Below are 21,007 nucleotides of genomic sequence, written 5' to 3' on the forward strand. Positions count from 1 at the left end.
TTGTAATCTTATTCGTTTCCTAAAAAGTGTTAGGAATTCTAAATTTAAACTCAATATAGGTAGAAGAGAAGATACTGAGTTTCTTACAAAGTTAAGCTATTAAAATTAAATAGTGTTTAGTAAAGGTTAAATTAATAAAAAGCTATAGTCATAAGGTAAAAAAAATGGGCTGTTTTTCAGATCAATTTAACCTGTAAAACCGGACTAGATTTTTGGCTATTCTACCGACTAAAATTAAGTCTCTTTTAGCACCTCTATTTTTAACTGATTTTGAAAATTAACTAAAGGTTAGGCTGAGGATAATTTATATTAAGGTAACACAAAAATGAGGTTCTATGTTCTATTTTTATAGCGGTCCTTAAAATTAAAGAAACGGAATATTCACCGGTTATATAAGACCTAAATTTTCATCTTATAAATAGGCTAAATTTTCAATTTTAAAGCCTCTAAAAACACTCGTTTTTTAGTGCTTTAGGTTATAAACATTGCAAGTAAATAGACTTAAAAATGGCGTTTTTTTATTTTCTGTTTTCTAAAAAAATCGAGGTTATCAACATCTATATTCATATCATCTTTTTACTTTAAAAATTTAAAAAATAAAATAATGGTTATTATAGTCTGTTAATATCTGATATAACTTTTAGAAGATTTATTTTGATAACTCGTAGTTTACAATTCGCTAGCATTTAATTAACAATTGATTTTTCTGTAACAAGTTCATTTATAAGAGAAATTTTAAGGTTATTAACAGCTGTTAATAACGATTGTTAATAGAATTTATGGATATGTTTATTTTAAAAAACTGTTAACTTCGTAAAAATGATGTTTAATAACTTAATCGAAAAAAAACGCTAACTAATTAGGTTTTTAATTTCTGATTCTTGTTTGAAAAATTTTATGGATAATCCTAATTTTCCTTATCAATAGTTATGAACAGATATTAACATTTATTTTTCAGTTTATCTTGAGTTATTAACAATGTTAATAACTCCGATTTTTGGACACTCGAAACAAAGTTAAAACTAATGGATAACTAAGCCCTCATAAGTTGTGCTTACTTGTAAGCAATTATTAACTTTGAGCTTGAATAAAAAAACTCATTTATTATGACTATTTCAATAGGAAACGATCACGCAGGTCCAGATTACAAATTTGCAATTGTAAAACATTTAGAAGCCAAAGGGCATACAATTACCAACTACGGAACCGACACTTTAGACAGTGTAGATTACCCCGATTTTGTACACCCAGTTGCCAAGGATGTTGATGCCAATAAAGTTGATTTTGGGATCCTTATTTGTGGGAGTGCAAACGGTGTCGCAATGACCGCAAATAAATACCCTAATGTGAGAGCTGGGGTTTGTTGGACAAACGAAATTACCGAGCTTACACGCCTCCATAACAACGCTAATATTATCTGTGTTCCGGCTCGTTTTACATCGATTCCTCAAGCTATAAAAATGGTCGATACATTTTTGGAAACGGCTTTTGAAGGTGGACGTCATCAAAACAGAGTTGATAAGATTTCACTATCCTGTTAACCTAAAAAGGTCCGTAAAAAGGTAGACCATGAGTCATTCACATCCCCATATTCCTGCAACAGATTTAAGCGGCAAAAAGCTCTTAATATCTATTGTTTTAAATATTGTTATCACCTTAGCACAAGTGGTGGGTGGACTCCTTTCTGGGAGTCTGTCACTGCTTAGTGATGCCTTGCATAATTTTAGTGATGTGGTGTCTTTAATCGTGAGCTATATCGCCTCTAAATTATCAAAACAAAAGGCTTCAATTAATAGAACTTTTGGCTATAAAAGAGCTGAAATTTTGGCCGCATTTATCAATGCTTCCACACTAATTATTGTTGCTGTTTTATTAATTATTGAGGCGATAAAACGGTTTAGTGATCCGCATGAAGTGGCCTCAGATTTGGTGATCGCTTTGTCTATAATTGCGATTATTGGGAATGGTTTAAGTGTGCTCCTTTTACGAAAAGATGCAAAGAATAACATCAATATGCGCTCCGCATATTTGCATTTATTTACCGATATGTTAGCCAGTGTGGCGGTATTAATTGGAGGTATATTAATGAAATTTTACCAGCTTTTTTGGGTAGATAGTTTACTAACCCTCCTTATTGCTTTGTATTTAATTTGGGTGGCTTATGACCTTTTAAAGGTGTCTACTAAAATGCTCATGTTATTTACGCCAGACACTATTAGTATTAAAGAGGTGGTTAGAGCTGTAAATAAGCTTCCAAAAGTGGCTAAAATACACCATGTGCATCTCTGGAATTTAAGCGATGATGAGTTGCATTTAGAAGCGCATTTAGACCTTAAAGAGGACATTTCTATTACCGCTTTTAACGATTTATTGCTGAAGATAGAAACGTTATTGCATGAGAAATTCAATATTAATCATGTTACCATTCAACCAGAATTTAATAAAGAAGACCCTAAAGAAGTTATCGTTCAAGATTAAATTTCGTCATTATAAAGATTAAGTATGTTAGCTATTAAAATAAAAACTTTTGATGAATTATCCACTCAAGAGCTCTATGAATTGCTACAATTGCGTAGTGAAGTTTTTGTTGTAGAACAAGATTGTGTTTACCAAGATATCGACGGAAAAGACCAAAAAGCGCTTCATGTTTTAGGGTATAGTGAAGGTGAATTAGTGGCCTACACCCGCATTTTTGATGCAGGATATTATTTTAAGGAAAGCAGTATTGGACGCGTTATAGTGAGATCTAAGGCACGGAAGCTAAATTATGGCTATACTATTATGGAAGCTTCTATTGCAGCTATTAAATCGCATTATAACACGACGAGTATCCGAATTTCGGCACAACGCTACTTAATAGGGTTCTATACAAACTTAGGATTTGTTGCTGTTGGTGAGGATTACCTAGAAGATGGTATTCCGCATATTAATATGATCATGTCTTAATTAGTCTTCATCGTAAACGCGAGTCACCACAATTTCTACACGTCGATCTAATTCTGGTTCGCCACCAAGGGGATATTTTCTACGCATTCCGGCAAATTTCATACGGTAATGCTTTACACCTTTGTCTATTAGATAATCATAGATATACTTAGCTCTTGCTAGCGATAAATTACGCTTTTTAGTCTTACGATCAACCGCATCTCTTTGCCCTTGTGTACAGCACACATGACCTTCAATAGTGAAATAGATGTTGGTTCTTTTGGCTAATATTTCAGCAATTCTATCAAGAACTAGTTTAGATTCCTTTGTTAAATAGCTATACCCGGTTCTAAATAATAGATTTTCTAAAAGAATTTTATCGCCTTCTTTAAGGTCACCCTTTAATAAATCTTCAGTGCTTTCTGGTTTTGGTGCCTCTACAACTACAGGTTCTGGTGGGGATAACGGCGTTACAATAATCTCTACTTTTCGGTTTAATCCACGGATTTTATTAAGATCATTTTCCTTAATAATGTTCACCAAAATTTTTCCTTTTCCATCGACATTAGTCATTTTTGACTCGTCAAATTTATTATCAGAAAACACTTTTTTTATGGCATCGGCTCTATTCTGAGATAAAACTAAGTTATAATTGTCGCTACCTCTATCATCCGTAAAACCGTATATGGTAACCTTTTCGATATTAATATCTTTAATTTTAGATAAGAAAAGTAATAATCTACTATGCTCGGTTTCGGGAATGTCGTGCTGATCTGTTTCGAAATAGACCTCGTGTTTCAATTCCTTTTGAGCAAAAGACAATTGAAAACAAAAGCATAAAAAGATAATAAGGGATTTCATTTGTTGTAATTTTCTTGTTGCAGAAAAGGATTGTGTCAATAAATATAGAAAAATAATGTTCTACCTCAAAATACTCGCATATTGAGTAGGATTATTTAGAATGCTTAAAGCCTTTTTTATTTCTGAATTGTGACTGGTGTAGTAGGTATAAAGCCCTTCACTATAAAAATAACGCTTAATAATCTCATCGGTGAGTAAGGCGTTTAGTTGGGTTTTATTCTCCTCGATAGCCATGGTTTTATAGGCTTCTAAAGTTTGGGTTAAATCTTTAAAATCGGAGGCAATGACGTTGTCTAAAGCTTCTTCTTTAGCCACTAAAATAGCTTCGTTTAAAGCCTTTTCTGTTTTAGTTTCAAAATTAAAGCCGCTTTTTTTGACGTAGTTTTTAAAGTTTTTGAAATCCGCATTAGAGAGTTCAAAGGTCTTTAAATCTTCAACCTTATTGTTGTAATAATACTCGGTAGCAAAGTTGAATATTAAATTTTCAGTCGAGATCGCTTTAGTTACCGGTGTATGTTTAGAGAATTCCACTTCTACATCGGGTTCTACACCACCACCATCGTAAACATTACGGCCATTTTTAGTTTTAAAGGCGTTATAGTTTTCTTGCTTTGTTCTGGTGGCTTTTCCATTTTCATCGCGATTCCAATAATCTAAAGCCTGAATACAACGTCCAGATGGGGTATAATATCTAGAGATTGTAATTTTCATTTGCGTGCCATAGGTTAGGGCTTTTGGACGTTGAACAAGACCTTTTCCAAAACTACGTGTTCCAACTACAACGGCACGGTCCATATCTTGTAAAGCGCCCGAAACGATTTCACTTGCAGAGGCACTTTTACCGTTAATTAAAACGACCAATGGCATCTGTGTATCTACGGGTTCGCGTTGCGTATAATAGGTTTTGTTGTATTTCTTTACTTTAGATTTAGTGGTTACTACCAACTGATCTTTAGGGACAAAAATATTGGTAACATTGACAGCTTCACTTAGTAAACCTCCAGGATTACCTCTAAGATCTAAAATAAGTTGCGTGGCGCCTTGATTCTTTAAGGCTTTAATAGCACTGATGGTTTCGGCGGATGCTTTTTGGTTAAATTTTCTAAGCACTACATAACCGGTATGCGTATCAATCATGTTGTAATAGGGTACAGCTTTGATTTCTAAAGACTCTCTAATGATAGAAACGGTAGCTGTTTTACCTTGTCTTTTGTAAGTAACCGCTACTTCTGTACCAGCGGCGCCTTGTAATAAATTGGCCGCATCATCTTTAAAATCGGCCACCGATATTTTATCAACTTTAATAATTTCATCACCTGCTTTAAGGCCTGCTTTGTCAGCCGCATATCCTTGGTAAGGTTCTACAATAACTAGTTTATCTTCTAAGGTTAAGACTTTGGCTCCAATACCTGTATAATCACCGGCATTATTAATTCTAGAGGCTTCTACGTCTTGTTCGTTGTAAAATTGTGTGTAAGGATCTAAATCATCTAACATGCTTTTTATCGCGGTATCCATAAGGTCACCAGGATTGGTATCATCCACATAATTCATATTAATTTCTTTGAAAAGTGTGGTAAAGATTTCAATCTGTTTTGCGATTTCAAAAAAGTCATTTTTAAAAGCCGTAGTGCTAAAGAAAATGAGAAGGGCAATTGCGGGAATGACTATTTTTTTTTGAAGCAATGTTTTCATGTTTCAGACGTATTGGACTCTGATGTTTCAATCAAAGGCTCATTTTTAAGTAAAAATTTTTTAAATAACTGTTGGATGCTCTTATTCAGTTTATCAAAGGTGGTGGCATCCTTACTAAGGTACAAAATCATAAACGCATAAGAATGCGAATTAGTGTTAAAATACTGTGGTTTATTAAGGCGATATACCTCACGTAAGAGTCTTTTAATTTGATTTCTAGCCACAGCGGTTTTGTGCAAACGCTTGCTCACCGAAACTCCTGTTTTTAGCTGAGAACCATCCTCAAATTCGGTTTTAAGATACACCAATCTTAACGGATAAGCGGTAACGGCTTTCCCTTCTGTAAAAAGCTGATCTATTAGCTTTTTACTTTTTAATTTATCTTTCTTAGTGTATTTAAAACTCATTAGGTTGCATCTATAATAGCGCAAAAATAGAAAACCGCATCAACTTGATGCGGTTTTGTGAGATTTATATTATTGGTAAGGCTTATTTAGACCATACATTATTTTCTCGTTTTACGTCTGCCATCCTTTGTGAGGCATCAATTTCAACAGATTTTACAGCTTTTTTAGCTTCAAAAGTATAGGTTGGTATAGCCCAAGCCCAATCGTTAATAAGCGTTGCTGAAGTTGGTTTTTCACCACGCATCATTTGTAATGGAATATAAAATGATTCCGTTGTACCATCTACATAAGTCACTTCTAAATCTATAGGCATTGGCATTAAACCAATACGTTCTAGCGTAATTGTATTGCCTTCTACCGCATTTACAGCATAATCAATAGTGTTAGTGGTTTGTGCAAAATCTATAAAATACCAATCCAATTCTAAGTTTGTAACGCGTTCTGCTGTTCGGATAATATCGAAGGGCTTAGGGTGTTTAAATTTAAAATCTTGGTAGTATTTTTTAATGGTAGCTTCTAAATTCTCTTGCCCAATAACATAACCTAACTGTGCTAAAAATACCGCGCCTTTACTGTACGCTGCGGCACTATACGCTTGGTTATATTTATAGCGGTCTGAGTGTGTGGTTAAAGGTTGCTCTACCCCAGAATTGGCCAAAGCGATGTAACCTGCATAGGTTCTAGCAAGTGGATTATCGCTCTTTTTTTCTTTAAAAAGTTCCATAGCCAAAGTAGAAATATAGGTTGTAAACCCTTCATCCATCCACTCGTGCTTAGATTCATTACTGGCTAATAAAAATTGAAACCAAGTATGGGCTAACTCATGTGCTGTAACGCCTAATAAGCTTCTGTAGCTTCTTTGGCCTGTAATTAAGGTAGACATTGCATATTCCATACCACCATCACCACCTTGAATCACGGAGTACTGCTCATAAGGGTAGGTCCCAACAGAAGTACTAAAAAATGACATTAACTCTGCCGTATCGGCTTGAAGTTTTTTCCAGTTTTCAAGATATTGAGGCTCTAAATCCTTTTTGTAATAGAAGTTTAAAAGTGGACCATTAGTGACCTGAAATGTATCATGGATAAAATCTGGATCTGCAGCCCAAGTAAAATCATGTACATTTGGAGCTTTAAAATGCAGGGTTTTCTTTCCTGATTTTACTGTTGGTTCACCTTGTAAGTATCCGGTACCTCCTACTACATAGTTTTCATCAATGGTTAGTTTGATATCAAAATCACCCCAAACACCATGAAATTCTCTTCCGATGTACGGATCTGCGTGCCATCCTTCATCATCGTATTCCGCTAATTTAGGATACCATTGCGCCATAGATAAGGCAACACCTTCTTTATTGTTTCTTCCTGAACGACGGATTTGAACAGGCACCTGCGCATCAAAATCCATATCGAAAGTTACGTTCTCACCAGGTTGAATAGGCTCAGCTAAACGAACTTCTAAAACAGTCCCCACAGTATTATAACTGATGGCTTTACCATTTTGTTTTAGTGCATTTACTTTAATATATCCAATTTCATCAGGACCAAGCTGACTAATTCTACTGCCTACACGAGGATCTGGATCTTGAATGGTACGTGAGCGTACATCCATTTCGCTACCAGGTTGAAAGGCATTAAAATAAAGATGGTAATACACTCGGTGTAATACGTCTGGCGAGTTATTAGTGTAAACTAATTTTTGCTTCCCTTGGTATTGGTAGCTGTTAACGTCCATGTCTATATCCATGGCATAGTCTACATGCTGCTGCCAATAACGGTTGGTTACCTTACTAGTCGTTGTAACATCTGCGCTAGGCTGAACCGCCGAGCCACAAGATGTTAAAACGAGAAGTAATAAGAGATTTATTTTAAAAAATTTCATGTCTTATAGTTTTGAAGCCATAATTAAGGCGTTGTAAGCATTGACAATGCGTCCAGAAGTCGATAAATCTGAAAAAGGTTTCACATTTGAAGCATCACCACCAACGACAACTTTAGTCGGTATTGCTAAGCCAGAATTTAAAATAACTTGCTTTACTTGCGCCGCAGATAATTTAGGAAAGTAAGAACGTACTAAAGCTACAACTCCTGCTACAGATGGAGAGGCCATTGATGTACCGCTGATACTTTTGTAATCGTTATCTGGGAAAGTTGAGTAAATTGCAGAACCAGGAGCAAAAACATCAACGTTCTTTTTTCCGTAGTTAGAGAAACTTGATACAATTTTAGAACCGTATTTAGAAGTGATTGAACCAACTCTGATATAAGTTTCAGAAATTTCTACAAAATTTACATTGTCATCAGGGAAGTTTGTGCCTTCATCTACATTTTTACTGTCGTTACCAGCAGCATGTACAAAAACCACATCATTATCTGAAGCGTATTTAATTGCATCTCTTACCCATTCTGCATGAGGAGAAAAAGATTTACCAAAACTTCCATTAATAACTTGTGCACCATTATCTACAGCGTAACGGATAGCTAAGGCTACATCTTTATCATACTCATCACCGTTAGGTACTGCTCTAATAGACATAATTTCTACATTATTAGCAACACCATCTACACCAATACCATTATGACGCTCTGCAGCAATAATACCTGCAACGTGTGTACCGTGAGATTCTGAATTTTTAACAGGCTTTACATTACCATTTCCGTATCCGATATCTGATAAATCATTGATATCATCTCCAGTTGTACGTCCTGAAAAATCAGGATTAAAGTGGAAGTTTAAACGCTCGTTAATCCCAACTAAGGCATTGTTAATTTCAGTTTGAGCTTCCGCTAAACTAAAACCATTTGCGTTCATTCCATTGGCAACTTGGATGGCTTGCGATAACATCTCATCTTCAGTTGTGATAGCGTTTACCTCTTCAATTGTATAATCGCTTTTACCAAAGTGCTTTGTTAAAGTAGCATCAGCTCCTTTTATAGCTTGCGCAATCTGATCGTATCTTGCTTTAGCATCAACGTATTGTTTAGACTCATCTTCAAGAAGTTTTACAGCCTCGTCATAACGTGGATCTGTAGTGTCTCCACTGGCAATTAAGCGTACATATTCTAATTGTTCATCATAGGCATCTCCTAAGAAATTCCAACCATGAATATCATCTATATAGCCATTTTTATCATCGTCAATCCCGTTATTAGGAATTTCATCTTCATTAGTCCATAATACATTTTGTAAATCTTCATGATCAATATCAATACCAGAATCGATTACAGCAACGATAACTTTACTTCCTTTTTTGTCTTTAATAATTTCATCATAAGCTTTATCTACACTCATCCCTGGGATGGTATCTTTAATAAGGTCTAAATGTCCCCAGTGTTTCTTTTCTGCGTCTGTTAAATCAGATACTTTTAGAGGTGTAGCATCAATATTTTCAATCGGTGTAGAAAGAATTTCTGCAGTACTACCACAACCTACAAATAAGGCTCCAGCAAGACTTAAATATGCTAATGATCTGTAATTAAATTTCATTTGTTTTTAGTTTAAGTTTAAATGATCATATTCCTATTACGTAGGTCAGTTACTTATAGAAATAAGCAGGCTTATTACGCGCTTAGGAATATGTTGTTTATGTTTAGTTGAATATTTCTTGAGTTGTAAAAGTGTCCTTAAGGCGCACTCCTTTTTCGGTATGTTTTACCGTAATAATTTCGTTATGCGCATCGTGTTCTAAAAATAAAAAGAGTTCTTGGTCTGCAGCTTTATTAAGAAACAGCTCTTTTTCATCTAGGGTGAGCAGGGGTCTGGTATCGTAACCCATAACAAATGGCATAGGTAAATGGCCTACGGTAGGTAATAAATCGGCCATAAAACAAATGGTTTTACCTTTATAATGAATCATAGGAATCATCTGCTTATCGGTATGGCCATCTGCAAAAAAAATATCGAAACCAAGGGCCGAATTTTCTAAAATATGATTTTCAGGTAAGCCTGTAAATTTTAATTGACCACTTTCTTCCATCGGTAAGATATTTTCCTTTAAGAAGGAAGCACGTTCTCTACGATTGGGTTCTGTAGCCCATTTCCAATGGTCTGCATTACTCCAAAAATGAGCGTTTTTAAAGGCGGGTTCGTAACCGGTACGGTTTTTATTCCATTGTACACTTCCACCACAGTGGTCAAAATGTAAATGGGTCATAAATACGTCGGTAATATCATCGCGATGAAAACCATGAGCCGCTAAAGATTTATCAATGCTATGATCGCCCCAAAGGTAGTAATAGCCAAAAAACTTTTCGCTTTGTTTATTGCCCATACCCGTATCAATAAGTATCAGACGGTCCCCATCTTCAATTAATAAGCAGCGCGCTGCTATATCAATCATATTATTCGCATCAGCAGGGTTGGTACGTTGCCATAAAGGTTTGGGTACAACACCAAACATAGCACCACCATCTAATTTAAAGTTCCCGCTTTCTATAGGATATAGCTTCATATTCTGAATTTAAAAAGATAGACTGTGCAAAGTACTAAAACCATCAAAATTAAACGATGAAACGGTCAATTATTAGGGCATATTTAACAAATTGATTTGACAAGTTTTTAACTCCCTTTAAAAATAATTACATTTAGAAGGTATAAATGAATGTCTCATGGAAAAATTATCAAAATCCCCTTTAAAAATGAAGAAGATCAAACTCTTACGTTTTGGGCGTGATTTTAAGCCCGATCAGCAAGTTATTTTACGCGATTATTTAGCTATTGAGCGGACACGTTTGGCCAATGAACGTACCCTTCTCTCCTACATTCGGTCTTCCTTATACTTACTTTTAGGGGCTATTGCCTTATTCCAACTCAAAGAATTTTCAAATTTTGAATACTTAGCCTTAGGAGCTTTAGTGTTTAGTATTTTGTTTTTTATCATTGGGGTGTACCGATTTACCTTATTAAAAAAGAGTTTAAAGCGGGTGTATTACAAGTCGGAAGATAAGGAAGCCAGTAAAGATGAAAATGAATAAGGGGAAGACATGCAATTGTGTTGAAGATGTAAATTTAAATCTGCTATAAAGGTAGAATTTAGTATTTTCACAAAAAAAGTAAATCAATGTTAGAACTTGCTGGAATTATCATTCTAGGAATATTGGCACAATGGGTGGCGTGGAAATTTAAGATTCCTGCTATCTTGCCTTTAATTTTAATAGGATTATTAGTAGGCCCTATTGCTGCAGAATTTTTAAGTGAAGATGGAACCAAGTGGATTGAACCTATTTATAATCCTCAATTGGACCAATACGGAAAACCAATATTAGATGAATTTGGAAAGCTCATTACCGGAAAAGGTTTGTTTCCAGGAGATAGTTTGTATTATTTTGTGTCCTTAGCCATTAGTATTATTTTATTTGAAGGAGGCTTAACGCTTAAGCGTTCTGAAATTAAAAATGTAGGCCCTGTGATTACTAAATTAATCACGGTAGGTTCTGCAATCACCTTTTTTGGTGCCGGTATTGTAGCACATTTTATTTTTGAATTAAGTTGGGATGTTTCCTTCTTATTTGCTGGTTTAATCATAGTCACCGGACCAACAGTAATTACGCCAATCTTAAGGAATATTCCACTTAAAAAAGACGTTTCGGCGGTCTTGAAGTGGGAAGGAATATTAATTGATCCTATTGGGGCCTTAGTGGCCGTATTGGTTTTTGAATTTATTAGTGTTGGTGGCGATAGCGGTTTTACAAAGACAGCCCTTATTGAGTTTGGTAAAATTGTATTATTTGGTACTACCTTCGGGTTTACCTTTGCCCATGCCCTAGCCTTTGCTATCAACAAAAAATTAATTCCACATTATCTGTTAAACGTGGTCTCTTTGTCTACGGTACTCTTGGTTTTTGTGGAGTCCGAATTGTTTGCTCACGAGTCTGGTTTACTCGCCGTAGTGGTTATGGGGATGGTGTTAGGAAATAGTAAATTAGAGAATTTAAAAGAGCTATTGTACTTTAAAGAATCTTTAAGTGTATTATTAATTTCTATTTTATTTATCCTTTTAGCGGCTAATATTGACATTTCAGATTTACTCTTGTTATACACTTGGAAAACGGCTATTCTTTTTGCTATTGTGGTCTTTGTTATTAGGCCTATTGCCGTTTTTGTAAGTACGCAAGGTTCTAAATTAAACCTCAATGAAAAGCTATTTATCAGCTGGGTTGGTCCACGTGGTATTGTAGCGGCAGGTATTGCTTCTTTATTTGGAAGTAAACTAATGAAGCAAGGCGTTGAAGGTGCCGAGTACATTACACCTTTGGTGTTTATGATTGTTTTAGGTACCGTATTATTAAATGCTACTACGGCGCGTTTGTTTGCCCGTTTAGTAGGCGTATTCCTTACTAAATCTAATGGTATTTTAATTGTTGGTGCTTCAAAACTACCGCGCTTATTAGGGCATTATTTGGTAAACAATGGCAGACATGTGGTGCTTATAGATAGCAATCAAAATAATATTGATAAGGCCCAAGAATTGGGATTAGAAGCGTTAAGCAGTAATATTTATTCGGATACGCTTTCGGATAATATTGAACTTAACGATGTTGGTTATATTATGGCTATGACCGGAAACTCGGACATTAATGCTTATGTCATTGAAAAGTTCAGTAAAGAGTTTGGTGAAAATGGTTCTTATAGATTGGTGACTTCCGATGAGATGAATGATCCTGATAAGAGTCCGAAAGAAGGTTTATTTTCTCCTACCGATGACTATATAAACTTAACGGAAGTTACCCGTAAATATCCTGCGATACAAGAGGTTGACATTGATGATGCAACGCATTATGCCAGTCTTATTGAATTAGCGAGTAAGGATAAATACATGATTCCTTTATTTTTGAAGGATGATGAAGGTGAGCTTCATATTATATCGGTTTACGATACTAAAGCGGAAGCTATAGGGAAAGACTACAAATTAGTGTATTTAGGTAAACCTTATGACGTTGAAAAAGTGACTAATGAAGAACAACAATAGTTGATTGGAAAAAGAGCTTGTAAACGGTTTTATTCATAAAAAAAGATTCCCACTTTCGTAGGAATCTTTTTTAGTTTTAAGCGGCATTAAAAAATTAATCATTCAATTTTAAAACGGCCATAAAGGCTTGCTGAGGAATTTCTACATTTCCTACTTGGCGCATACGTTTCTTACCTTTCTTCTGCTTTTCTAATAACTTACGTTTACGAGAAATATCTCCACCATAACATTTAGCGGTAACATCTTTTCTTAAGGCTTTAACGGTTTCACGCGCAATAATTTTCGCTCCAATGGCAGCTTGAATTGGAATATCGAACTGTTGTCTTGGAATTAATTCCTTTAATTTTTCACACATCTTTTTACCGATGTTATGAGCGTTATCAGCGTGGATTAATGCTGATAGTGCATCTACAGGCTGAGCGTTTAATAAAACGTCTAAACGTACTAATTTAGAGGTTTTCATACCAATTGGGTGGTAATCAAAAGAGGCATAACCTTTAGAAACCGTTTTTAAACGATCGTAAAAATCAAAAACAATTTCTGCGAGTGGCATTTCAAAAATTAATTCTACACGTTCTGTGGTTAAATAGGTCTGATTTACAATCATTCCTCGTTTTTCTATACAAAGACTCATTACGTTTCCAACAAAATCAGATTTGGTAATAATAGTGGCTTTTATAAAAGGTTCCTCTACCCTATTTACGGTTGTAGGTTCGGGTAAATCACTTGGATTATTTACAATAAAAGCTTCATCAGGGTTTTTATTGGTATAGGCATGGTAAGATACGTTAGGTACGGTGGTAATCACGGTCATATCAAACTCACGTTCTAAACGTTCTTGGATAATTTCCATATGAAGCATTCCTAAGAAACCACAACGGAATCCAAACCCTAAGGCTGCAGAACTTTCTGGAGCAAAAACCAATGACGCATCATTAAGTTGTAATTTTTCCATAGAGTTTCTTAACTCCTCATAATCTTCGGTGTCTACAGGGTAAATTCCGGCAAAAACCATAGGTTTCACGTCCTCAAATCCTCCAATAATATTGGTGGTTGGATTAGCAAAATCTGTAATGGTATCTCCTACCTTAACTTCTTTTGCCGTTTTAATTCCTGTAATTAAGTAGCCTACATCACCTGCTTTTACGCTTTGTTTTGCAACTTGATTTAGTTTTAAGGTTCCTACTTCATCTGCAAAATATTCCTTATCCGTAGCGACGAACTTAATTTTTTGTCCTTTTTTAATTTCCCCATTAAAGACTCTAAAGTAAGTTTCAATACCTCTAAAGGTATTGTAAACAGAGTCGAAAATTAAGGCTTGTAAAGGTTCATCTACATTTCCTACTGGCGCCGGAATACGTTCAATAATGGCTTCTAAAATATTTTCAACACCAAAACCGGTCTTTCCACTAGCATGGATGACCTCTTCAGGATCGCAACCTAAAAGATCTACAATATCATCTGTAACTTCTTCTGGATTGGCACTTGGTAAATCGACTTTATTTAAAACAGGAATAATCTCTAGATCATTTTCTAAAGCTAAATACAGGTTAGAAATGGTTTGTGCTTGAATACTTTGTGCGGCATCTACAATTAATAACGCGCCTTCACAAGCGGCAATAGATCGTGATACTTCATAAGAAAAATCAACGTGGCCAGGCGTGTCAATAAGGTTTAAAACATAGTTTTCTCCTTTGTATATATAATCCATTTGAATGGCATGCGACTTAATAGTGATGCCTCGTTCACGTTCCAAATCCATACTGTCTAAAAGTTGCGCTTGTTGTTCACGCGCGGTTACAGAACCTGTAACATCTAATAAACGGTCGGCCAGGGTACTTTTACCGTGATCAATATGGGCTATAATACAAAAATTACGAATGTTTTTCATGTCTTTATTCTAAGGCAATAATCTAATTTGCAAATATAATCGAATTCTTGTGCATTAAGGTATCAATTTCAACAATAAAAAGTATAAGCATTACGTAAAAACCACAAGAGAATTAAAAAAACAATTTATATATTGCAAAACAAACCTAATTTTATGATTATTAGCTTACGCCATTGTTTTTGTGTGATTTTTTCTGTTTTAAGTTTATCTCTTTTCTCACAAGAATACAGCGTCTCCGGAAAGGTTGTGGATGTCAATCAGCGTCCCATAGAATTTGCAAATGTTGTTGTTCTAAACGCCATCGATGAAGATTATTTAACCGGAACCTCTACCGATGAAACCGGACATTTTACCCTAGAGCGCCTAGAAGAAGATAGCTTCTTTTTAAAGATTAGCTATATGGGTTTTGAGGATTATTATCAAAAAATAGAGCTCACTAAAGATTTAGATTTAAAAGTCATTACGCTTAAGGAAACCGCCGAAACTCTTGGTGAAGTTACCGTTGTTGCTAAAAAACCAACCATTACCAGAAAGCCGGATCGCTTAGTTTTTAATGTAGAAAATACGGCTCTTATAGAAGGATCTACCTTAAGTGTATTAAAAAATACGCCTGGAGTTATTGTTACAGACGGAAGTATTAGTATAAAAAGTGTAGCCGCTACGGTCTATATCAATGACAGACGAGTACAATTAACTTCAGAAGAGTTAATACAGCTCTTAGATACTGCCCCAGCAAATAGTATAAAATCTATAGAGGTGATTACCATTCCTCCTTCTAATTACGATTCCGATAGTGCTTCTGTGATTAACATTATAATGAGCAAAAATTTAATAACGGGCTATAGAGGGAGTGCTGTAGTGAATTATTCGCAGGGTGTATTTCCGAGGTATAATGCCGCTACGAGTCATTTTTTCAAGAATAATAAGGTTAATTTGAACGTTAACTATAGTTATACGGGTCAAAAACACAATAGAGATACCGATGCCACGGTGAATTATTTAGATCAATCCAACGCCTTAGAAGAAGTGTGGCAGTCTAATGTGAACCGAAATACCTGGTCTGAATCGCACCACTTAAATTTAAATTTTGATTATTATTTTGATGATAATAATACATTGAGCCTAACTAGTACCGGGCTTTATACGCCTTATTTTAAGTACAAGATTGCAAACCGTACTAATATTTATGATGACAATGCGGTGTTTCAATCGGGTTTTACAGCCGATAATTTATCTAGAGATAACAAATTTAACATTGGTACAGATTTAAGTTTTGTACATAATTTTGAAAATGGGGCTAGTTTAACCGCACAAACGCACTATACCTTTTATGATTATGATAGAGATCAGAACGTACTAAGTAATTATTACGACAATACGGATGCCTTTGTTGGTGCTTCAGAATTTAATACCACAGCCAATCAGAATACAGATATTATTACCGGAAAATTAGATTATAACCTTCCTTTTGAAGATAGTTCTACCTTAGAAATGGGACTTAAATATTCTAGCGTTAACACGGATAGTGATATTACAAGAACTGATATTATTGGAAATACCGAAGTGATAAATACGGGGAATACAGATCGTTTTAATTATGATGAGAAAGTATTTTCAGCCTATACCAATTATAGCGCCACTTGGGAAAAATGGGATATTAATTTAGGCCTAAGGTTAGAGCAAACCAATATTGAGGGCGAATCGTTAATGATGGGCGAAACCAATACACAGGACTATCTTAACTTATTTCCTAATGTGAGTTTATTGTATAATATTTCTGATGCTATTAGTGTGTATGGGAATTATAAACGTAGCATTTCTAGACCGTTATATACCAATTTGAATCCTTTTACATTCTATTTAAATGAAAACACGGTGGTTAAGGGAAATCCAAATTTAACACCGAGTTATAGAAATCATTATGTTATAGGAACTAGTTTTTTAAGACATTTTAGCGTAGAGGCTTATTACAGTCACTTTGATGGAGATATTGTAGAGTTAGCGTATCAAGACAACTCTACCAATATATTTTCTTATACGCCAACCAACTTAGATCGTAAAGTAGATTATGGTTTCGATTTTCTATTCCATAAGCAGCTTACGGAGCGCTATTATATTTCAGCAATAACCTCATTTTTTAATTTAACCGAAGAAGTTGAAATTAATAATAGTACCGTTAAAATGGAGCGTTGGTCTAACTATAGTGTGCTCTATAATGGCTTAACTTTTTTAGAAGATAATAGTTTAAATGTGGGCTTAACACTAACATGGGTTGGGAAAAATGTCCATAAATTACATACGGTTGAACATCGTTTGTTTTCTGATTTAGGGATCTCTAAATCCATAATGAAAAGAAAAGGCGTCATCTCATTAACTATAGAGGATCTTTTTAATCTTCAAGATACTGATGCTTCTCAACGTTACCTAAATCAGTGGAATTCTTATTTTAATGACTCCGATACGCGTTATATTAGACTTGGTTTTCGTTACAATTTTGGGAACACTAAACTTAACACTAATGAACGTCGCACAAGTGCAGAAGAGCGTACAAGACTTGGAAATTTAAAGTAATTTAAAACGAAATATTAACCCGCTAAGGAATTAATCTTGCCACTCCGCAATAAACAAGTTGGTATCTCTACCCCCACCATTATTACGGTTAGACGAGAAGGCTAAATACTTTCCATCATTAGAAAATACAGGGAAAGCATCAAAGGTTGTACTATGAGTTACACGTGTTAAATTCTTACCATCAATATCAATTAAATAAAGATTGAATGGAAATCCACGTTCAGATTCAAAGTTAGAAGAGAACAATACTTTTTCTCCTGAAGGGTGAAAAAATGGACTCCAGTTAGCGTTTCCTAAATCGGTTAATTGGCGTAAATCTGAACCATCAGCATTACAGATATACAATTCCATATCCGTTGGTTCTACTAAACCTTCAGCCAATAAATCTTTATAGTCTTTAATCTCTTGTTCTGTTTTAGGGCGCGATGATCTAAAGATAATTTTAGTACCATCTGGAGAGAAGAAAGCCCCGCCATCGTAACCTAATTCATCAGTAATTTGCTTTACATTGCTCCCATCTAAATTCATGGTGTACAATTCTAAATCGCCACTTCGTGTGGATGTAAATACAATCTTATCGCCCTTAGGAGATACGGTTGGTTCTGCGTCATAACCAACTTCATTAGTTAATTGACTAACAATATTACCTTCTAAATCAGCCACAAAAATATCATAGGTATCATAAATGGGCCAGATGTATTTTCCATTTTTTCTTAGCGGTGTATCAGGGCATGCATCATCGCCAAGATGTGTAGAGGCATAGATGATATGTTTGTTATCGGGCATAAAATAGGAACAGGTGGTTCTCCCTTTTCCGGTACTGACCATAGGTGGTGCAATACTGTCTGTAAAAGTTTGGTTGGCATCCATTAAAAACATTTGGTCACAACTTACATTCCAATTGGCGTTATTAGATTGAAATACGAGTTGCTTATCGTCAAAACTCCAATAGGCTTCTGCATTATCGCCACCAAAAGTGACCTGTCTCATAGACTTAAAATGCGTTTCTTCAGGGTAAATTAAAGAGTCGTATTTTTTGGTAGCACCAGAAGTAGTATCTGTTGTTTTAGCGGTTTCATTTTTACAAGATGAAACAGTAAGTAAGAGTAATAAAATAGCGACGATTCTGTTCATAATATTGAATTATAATAAGTGGTATTTAATGCCTAATTTTGGGCAAAAGTAAGATTTAATAGTGAAATATAAGCGGAATAGTAGTTTATAAGTATTTCAATAGAATGTCTTAAATCACTTTAAAGTTAGGGTCTTCAAAATAGAATTCAGAATGAAAAAAATAGTGTTATTATCTTTAATGTTAGGAGGTTTTTCCTGTACTAACCAAGTTAAAGTTGCAGAAAATAAAATTGAAGCTGATGTAGAATATTTAGCTAATGATAAGCTAGAAGGTAGGCAAACCGGAACTGCGGGTGAAGTTCTAGCTTCAGAATATTTGGTAAAACGTTTTAAAGCTATGGGCGTGGCGCCTAAGGGAACGGATGGTTATTTGCAGTCCTTTTCGTTTAAACCTAAAACAGATCCGCATAGCGAAGTAGAATTTACCACCAATGCCGATAGTACAATTACAGGCCATAATGTAATTGGTTATATAGATAATAATGCGCCAACAACAGTGGTTATTGGGGCGCACTACGATCATTTAGGTTATGGGGGCGAAGGATCTTTATACCGTGGTGAAGATAAAGCCGTCCACAACGGAGCCGATGATAATGCTAGTGGTGTAGCGGTAATGCTAAATTTAGCGAGTCGCTTAAAAGTAAAAAATGAGCAAGCTGAAGTTAAAGACCATAATAACTATCTATTTATGGCTTTTTCGGGCGAAGAAATGGGCTTATTAGGGTCTAATTACTTTTCTAAAAATCCTACGGTTGATGCCAGTTCTATTAATTATATGATTAATATGGACATGGTAGGTCGTATGAAAGCCGATAGCACTTTGGCCGTATACGGAACCGGCACTTCACCAATGTTTAAGCAAACCTTAAAGTCTAATAATGATAAGTTCAAGATTGTAGAAAATGAAAGCGGGGTAGGACCAAGTGATCATACGTCATTTTATCTTATCGACGTCCCAGTGTTGCACTTTTTTACGGGGCAGCACGAGGATTATCATAAGCCTGGTGACGATGCCGAAAAGCTTAATTATGATGGTATGAATCTTATTTCAGACTATATCTACACCATTATTAATGATTTAGACGATAATGGCGAATTAGCCTTCAGAAAAACTAAAAACGAAACCGAATCTACACCACGTTTTAAAGTGGGCTTAGGGGTTGTACCCGATTATTTATATGATGGTACCGGAATGCGAATTGACGGCACTCGTGAAGAAACCCCTGCATTTAACGCAGGTTTACAAAAAGGAGATGTTGTTTTAAAGCTAGGCGATAGTACCATTACAGATATGATGAGTTATATGCGTGCGCTTTCCGTTTTTGAAAAAGGTGATGAAGCGGGCATAACCGTAAAGCGCGGTGAAACAGAAATACAGACTAAGGTTCAGTTTTAAAATGACCGAAATAGACCTTATATAAATGGCTTAGACCTTGCAAGTTTTAAATCTTGCAAGGTCTTTTCATAAAAAGCAGTAATTTTGCATCAAAATATATACTCTTGGTTAAAATAGGCGACATAGAATTACCAGACTTTCCATTGCTACTAGCACCTATGGAAGATGTAAGCGATCCACCATTTAGAGCCCTCTGTAAGGAGCAAGGTGCAGACGTAGTGTACACGGAGTTTGTAAGTAGTGAAGGTTTAATACGTAACGCTGCTAAAAGCGTTATGAAATTGGATATTTACGAAAAAGAACGCCCAGTTGGGATTCAGATTTTTGGCGCTAATATGGAGAGTATGTTGCAAACCATTGATATTGTTGAAAAATCCAATCCAGATATTATAGATATTAATTTTGGCTGTCCGGTTAAAAAAGTAGTGTCTAAAGGTGCAGGAGCAGGGATTTTAAAGGATATCTGTTTAATGGAGCAGTTGACAGCGGAAATGGTAAAACGTACCAATTTACCAGTTACGGTTAAAACCCGATTGGGTTGGGATCATGATTCTATAAAAATTGTAGAGGTGGCAGAGCGGTTGCAAGATGTAGGCTGTAAGGCCATTTCTATTCATGGTAGAACCCGTGCGCAAATGTATAAGGGCGAAGCCGATTGGAAACCTATCGCAGAAGTTAAGAATAATCCACGTATGCATATTCCTGTTTTTGGTAATGGTGACGTTGATACTCCTGAAAAGGCCATGTTAATGCGTGATTCTTATGGTTTAGACGGCGCTATGATTGGCCGTGCTTCAATAGGAAACCCTTGGTTTTTTAAACAAGTAAAGCACTTTTTTGAAACCGGTGAGCATCTAGGTCCTATTTCTTTAGCAGAACGTGTAGAAGCCGCGCGAAGACATCTTCAGATGGCTATTGATTGGAAAGGCGAAACGCTTGGCGTGTTTGAAACACGTAGACACTATACCAACTATTTTAAAGGAATTCCTCATTTTAAAGAATACCGTATGAAAATGGTTACTAGTGACGACTCTAAAGACGTGTTTGCGGCTTTTGACGAGGTATTAGATAAGTTTGCAGACTATCAGTTTTAGAGATACGTTAAGGCATTCTAAGCCTTGTTTAATCCTTATATTTTATAATTAAGGAAGCGCTGTGC

The 21,007-nt window shown here is 35.5% G+C and carries 16 protein-coding genes; 8 read left to right on the forward strand and 8 right to left on the reverse strand.

What is annotated here, in order from left to right:
* Nucleotides 1-1,106: 1,106 nt before the first annotated feature.
* From rpiB to DFQ08_RS01975, 3 genes are read left to right on the forward strand one after another with little or no spacing between them, the layout of a single operon-like run.
* A complete protein-coding gene (rpiB, locus tag DFQ08_RS01965; RefSeq protein ID WP_114308114.1) occupies nt 1,107-1,541 on the forward strand; it encodes a ribose 5-phosphate isomerase B in 435 nt (144 codons plus the stop codon).
* A 28-nt stretch (nt 1,542-1,569) separates the two neighbouring features.
* Nucleotides 1,570-2,478, forward strand: coding sequence for a cation diffusion facilitator family transporter (locus tag DFQ08_RS01970; RefSeq protein ID WP_114308115.1), 909 nt, complete (start codon nt 1,570-1,572; stop codon nt 2,476-2,478).
* Between the two features lie 24 nt (nt 2,479-2,502).
* Nucleotides 2,503-2,946, forward strand: coding sequence for a GNAT family N-acetyltransferase (locus DFQ08_RS01975; protein WP_114308116.1), 444 nt, complete (start codon nt 2,503-2,505; stop codon nt 2,944-2,946).
* Here the strand turns inward: DFQ08_RS01975 and DFQ08_RS01980 are convergent, their stop codons facing one another.
* From DFQ08_RS01980 to DFQ08_RS02005, 6 genes are all read right to left on the reverse strand, one after another.
* Complete coding sequence (locus DFQ08_RS01980; protein WP_114308117.1) at nt 2,947-3,786, reverse strand: OmpA family protein; 840 nt, start codon at nt 3,784-3,786, stop codon at nt 2,947-2,949.
* Between the two features lie 60 nt (nt 3,787-3,846).
* Nucleotides 3,847-5,481, reverse strand: a complete 1,635-nt coding sequence (locus DFQ08_RS01985) for a S41 family peptidase (RefSeq protein ID WP_114308118.1) — start codon at nt 5,479-5,481, stop codon at nt 3,847-3,849.
* Nucleotides 5,478-5,888 (reverse strand): ribonuclease P protein component, encoded by a 411-nt coding sequence (gene rnpA / locus DFQ08_RS01990; protein ID WP_114308119.1) that lies wholly within the window; start codon nt 5,886-5,888, stop codon nt 5,478-5,480. The genes DFQ08_RS01985 and rnpA overlap by 4 nt, the downstream gene beginning before the upstream one ends.
* A gap of 82 nt (nt 5,889-5,970) precedes the next feature.
* Nucleotides 5,971-7,770: a M1 family metallopeptidase gene (locus DFQ08_RS01995; protein ID WP_114308120.1), complete on the reverse strand. Its 1,800-nt coding sequence runs from the start codon at nt 7,768-7,770 to the stop codon at nt 5,971-5,973.
* A 3-nt stretch (nt 7,771-7,773) separates the two neighbouring features.
* Complete coding sequence (locus tag DFQ08_RS02000) at nt 7,774-9,375, reverse strand: S8 family peptidase (RefSeq protein WP_114308121.1); 1,602 nt, start codon at nt 9,373-9,375, stop codon at nt 7,774-7,776.
* Nucleotides 9,376-9,478: 103 nt separating this feature from the next.
* On the reverse strand, nt 9,479-10,339 hold the full coding sequence (locus DFQ08_RS02005) for an MBL fold metallo-hydrolase (protein ID WP_114308122.1): 861 nt from the start codon (nt 10,337-10,339) through the stop codon (nt 9,479-9,481).
* Nucleotides 10,340-10,526: 187 nt separating this feature from the next.
* On the opposite strand from DFQ08_RS02005, the gene DFQ08_RS02010 reads away from it, so the two are divergent.
* Nucleotides 10,527-10,862, forward strand: a complete 336-nt coding sequence (locus DFQ08_RS02010) for a DUF202 domain-containing protein (RefSeq protein WP_245935350.1) — start codon at nt 10,527-10,529, stop codon at nt 10,860-10,862.
* A gap of 86 nt (nt 10,863-10,948) precedes the next feature.
* Nucleotides 10,949-12,856: a cation:proton antiporter gene (locus tag DFQ08_RS02015; protein ID WP_114308123.1), complete on the forward strand. Its 1,908-nt coding sequence runs from the start codon at nt 10,949-10,951 to the stop codon at nt 12,854-12,856.
* A 94-nt stretch (nt 12,857-12,950) separates the two neighbouring features.
* On the opposite strand, the gene lepA is transcribed toward DFQ08_RS02015, so the two are convergent.
* Nucleotides 12,951-14,747, reverse strand: coding sequence for a translation elongation factor 4 (gene lepA / locus DFQ08_RS02020; RefSeq protein WP_114308124.1), 1,797 nt, complete (start codon nt 14,745-14,747; stop codon nt 12,951-12,953).
* A 153-nt stretch (nt 14,748-14,900) separates the two neighbouring features.
* Between lepA and DFQ08_RS02025 the strand changes: the two genes are divergently transcribed.
* On the forward strand, nt 14,901-17,318 hold the full coding sequence (locus DFQ08_RS02025) for a TonB-dependent receptor domain-containing protein (protein ID WP_114308125.1): 2,418 nt from the start codon (nt 14,901-14,903) through the stop codon (nt 17,316-17,318).
* A 30-nt stretch (nt 17,319-17,348) separates the two neighbouring features.
* Here DFQ08_RS02025 and DFQ08_RS02030 read toward each other — a convergent pair whose 3' ends face one another.
* Nucleotides 17,349-18,452: a TolB family protein gene (locus DFQ08_RS02030; protein WP_114308126.1), complete on the reverse strand. Its 1,104-nt coding sequence runs from the start codon at nt 18,450-18,452 to the stop codon at nt 17,349-17,351.
* Between the two features lie 151 nt (nt 18,453-18,603).
* Between DFQ08_RS02030 and DFQ08_RS02035 the strand changes: the two genes are divergently transcribed.
* Both DFQ08_RS02035 and dusB read left to right on the forward strand, forming a co-directional pair.
* A complete protein-coding gene (locus DFQ08_RS02035) occupies nt 18,604-19,848 on the forward strand; it encodes a M28 family peptidase (RefSeq protein WP_114308127.1) in 1,245 nt (414 codons plus the stop codon).
* Nucleotides 19,849-19,952: 104 nt separating this feature from the next.
* Entirely contained in the window at nt 19,953-20,942 is a 990-nt protein-coding gene (gene dusB / locus DFQ08_RS02040; protein ID WP_114308128.1) for a tRNA dihydrouridine synthase DusB, read from the forward strand.
* Nucleotides 20,943-21,007 lie beyond the last annotated feature (65 nt).

This window comes from Winogradskyella arenosi, from assembly GCF_003337305.1.
Taxonomy (GTDB): Bacteria; Bacteroidota; Bacteroidia; order Flavobacteriales; family Flavobacteriaceae; genus Winogradskyella; species Winogradskyella arenosi.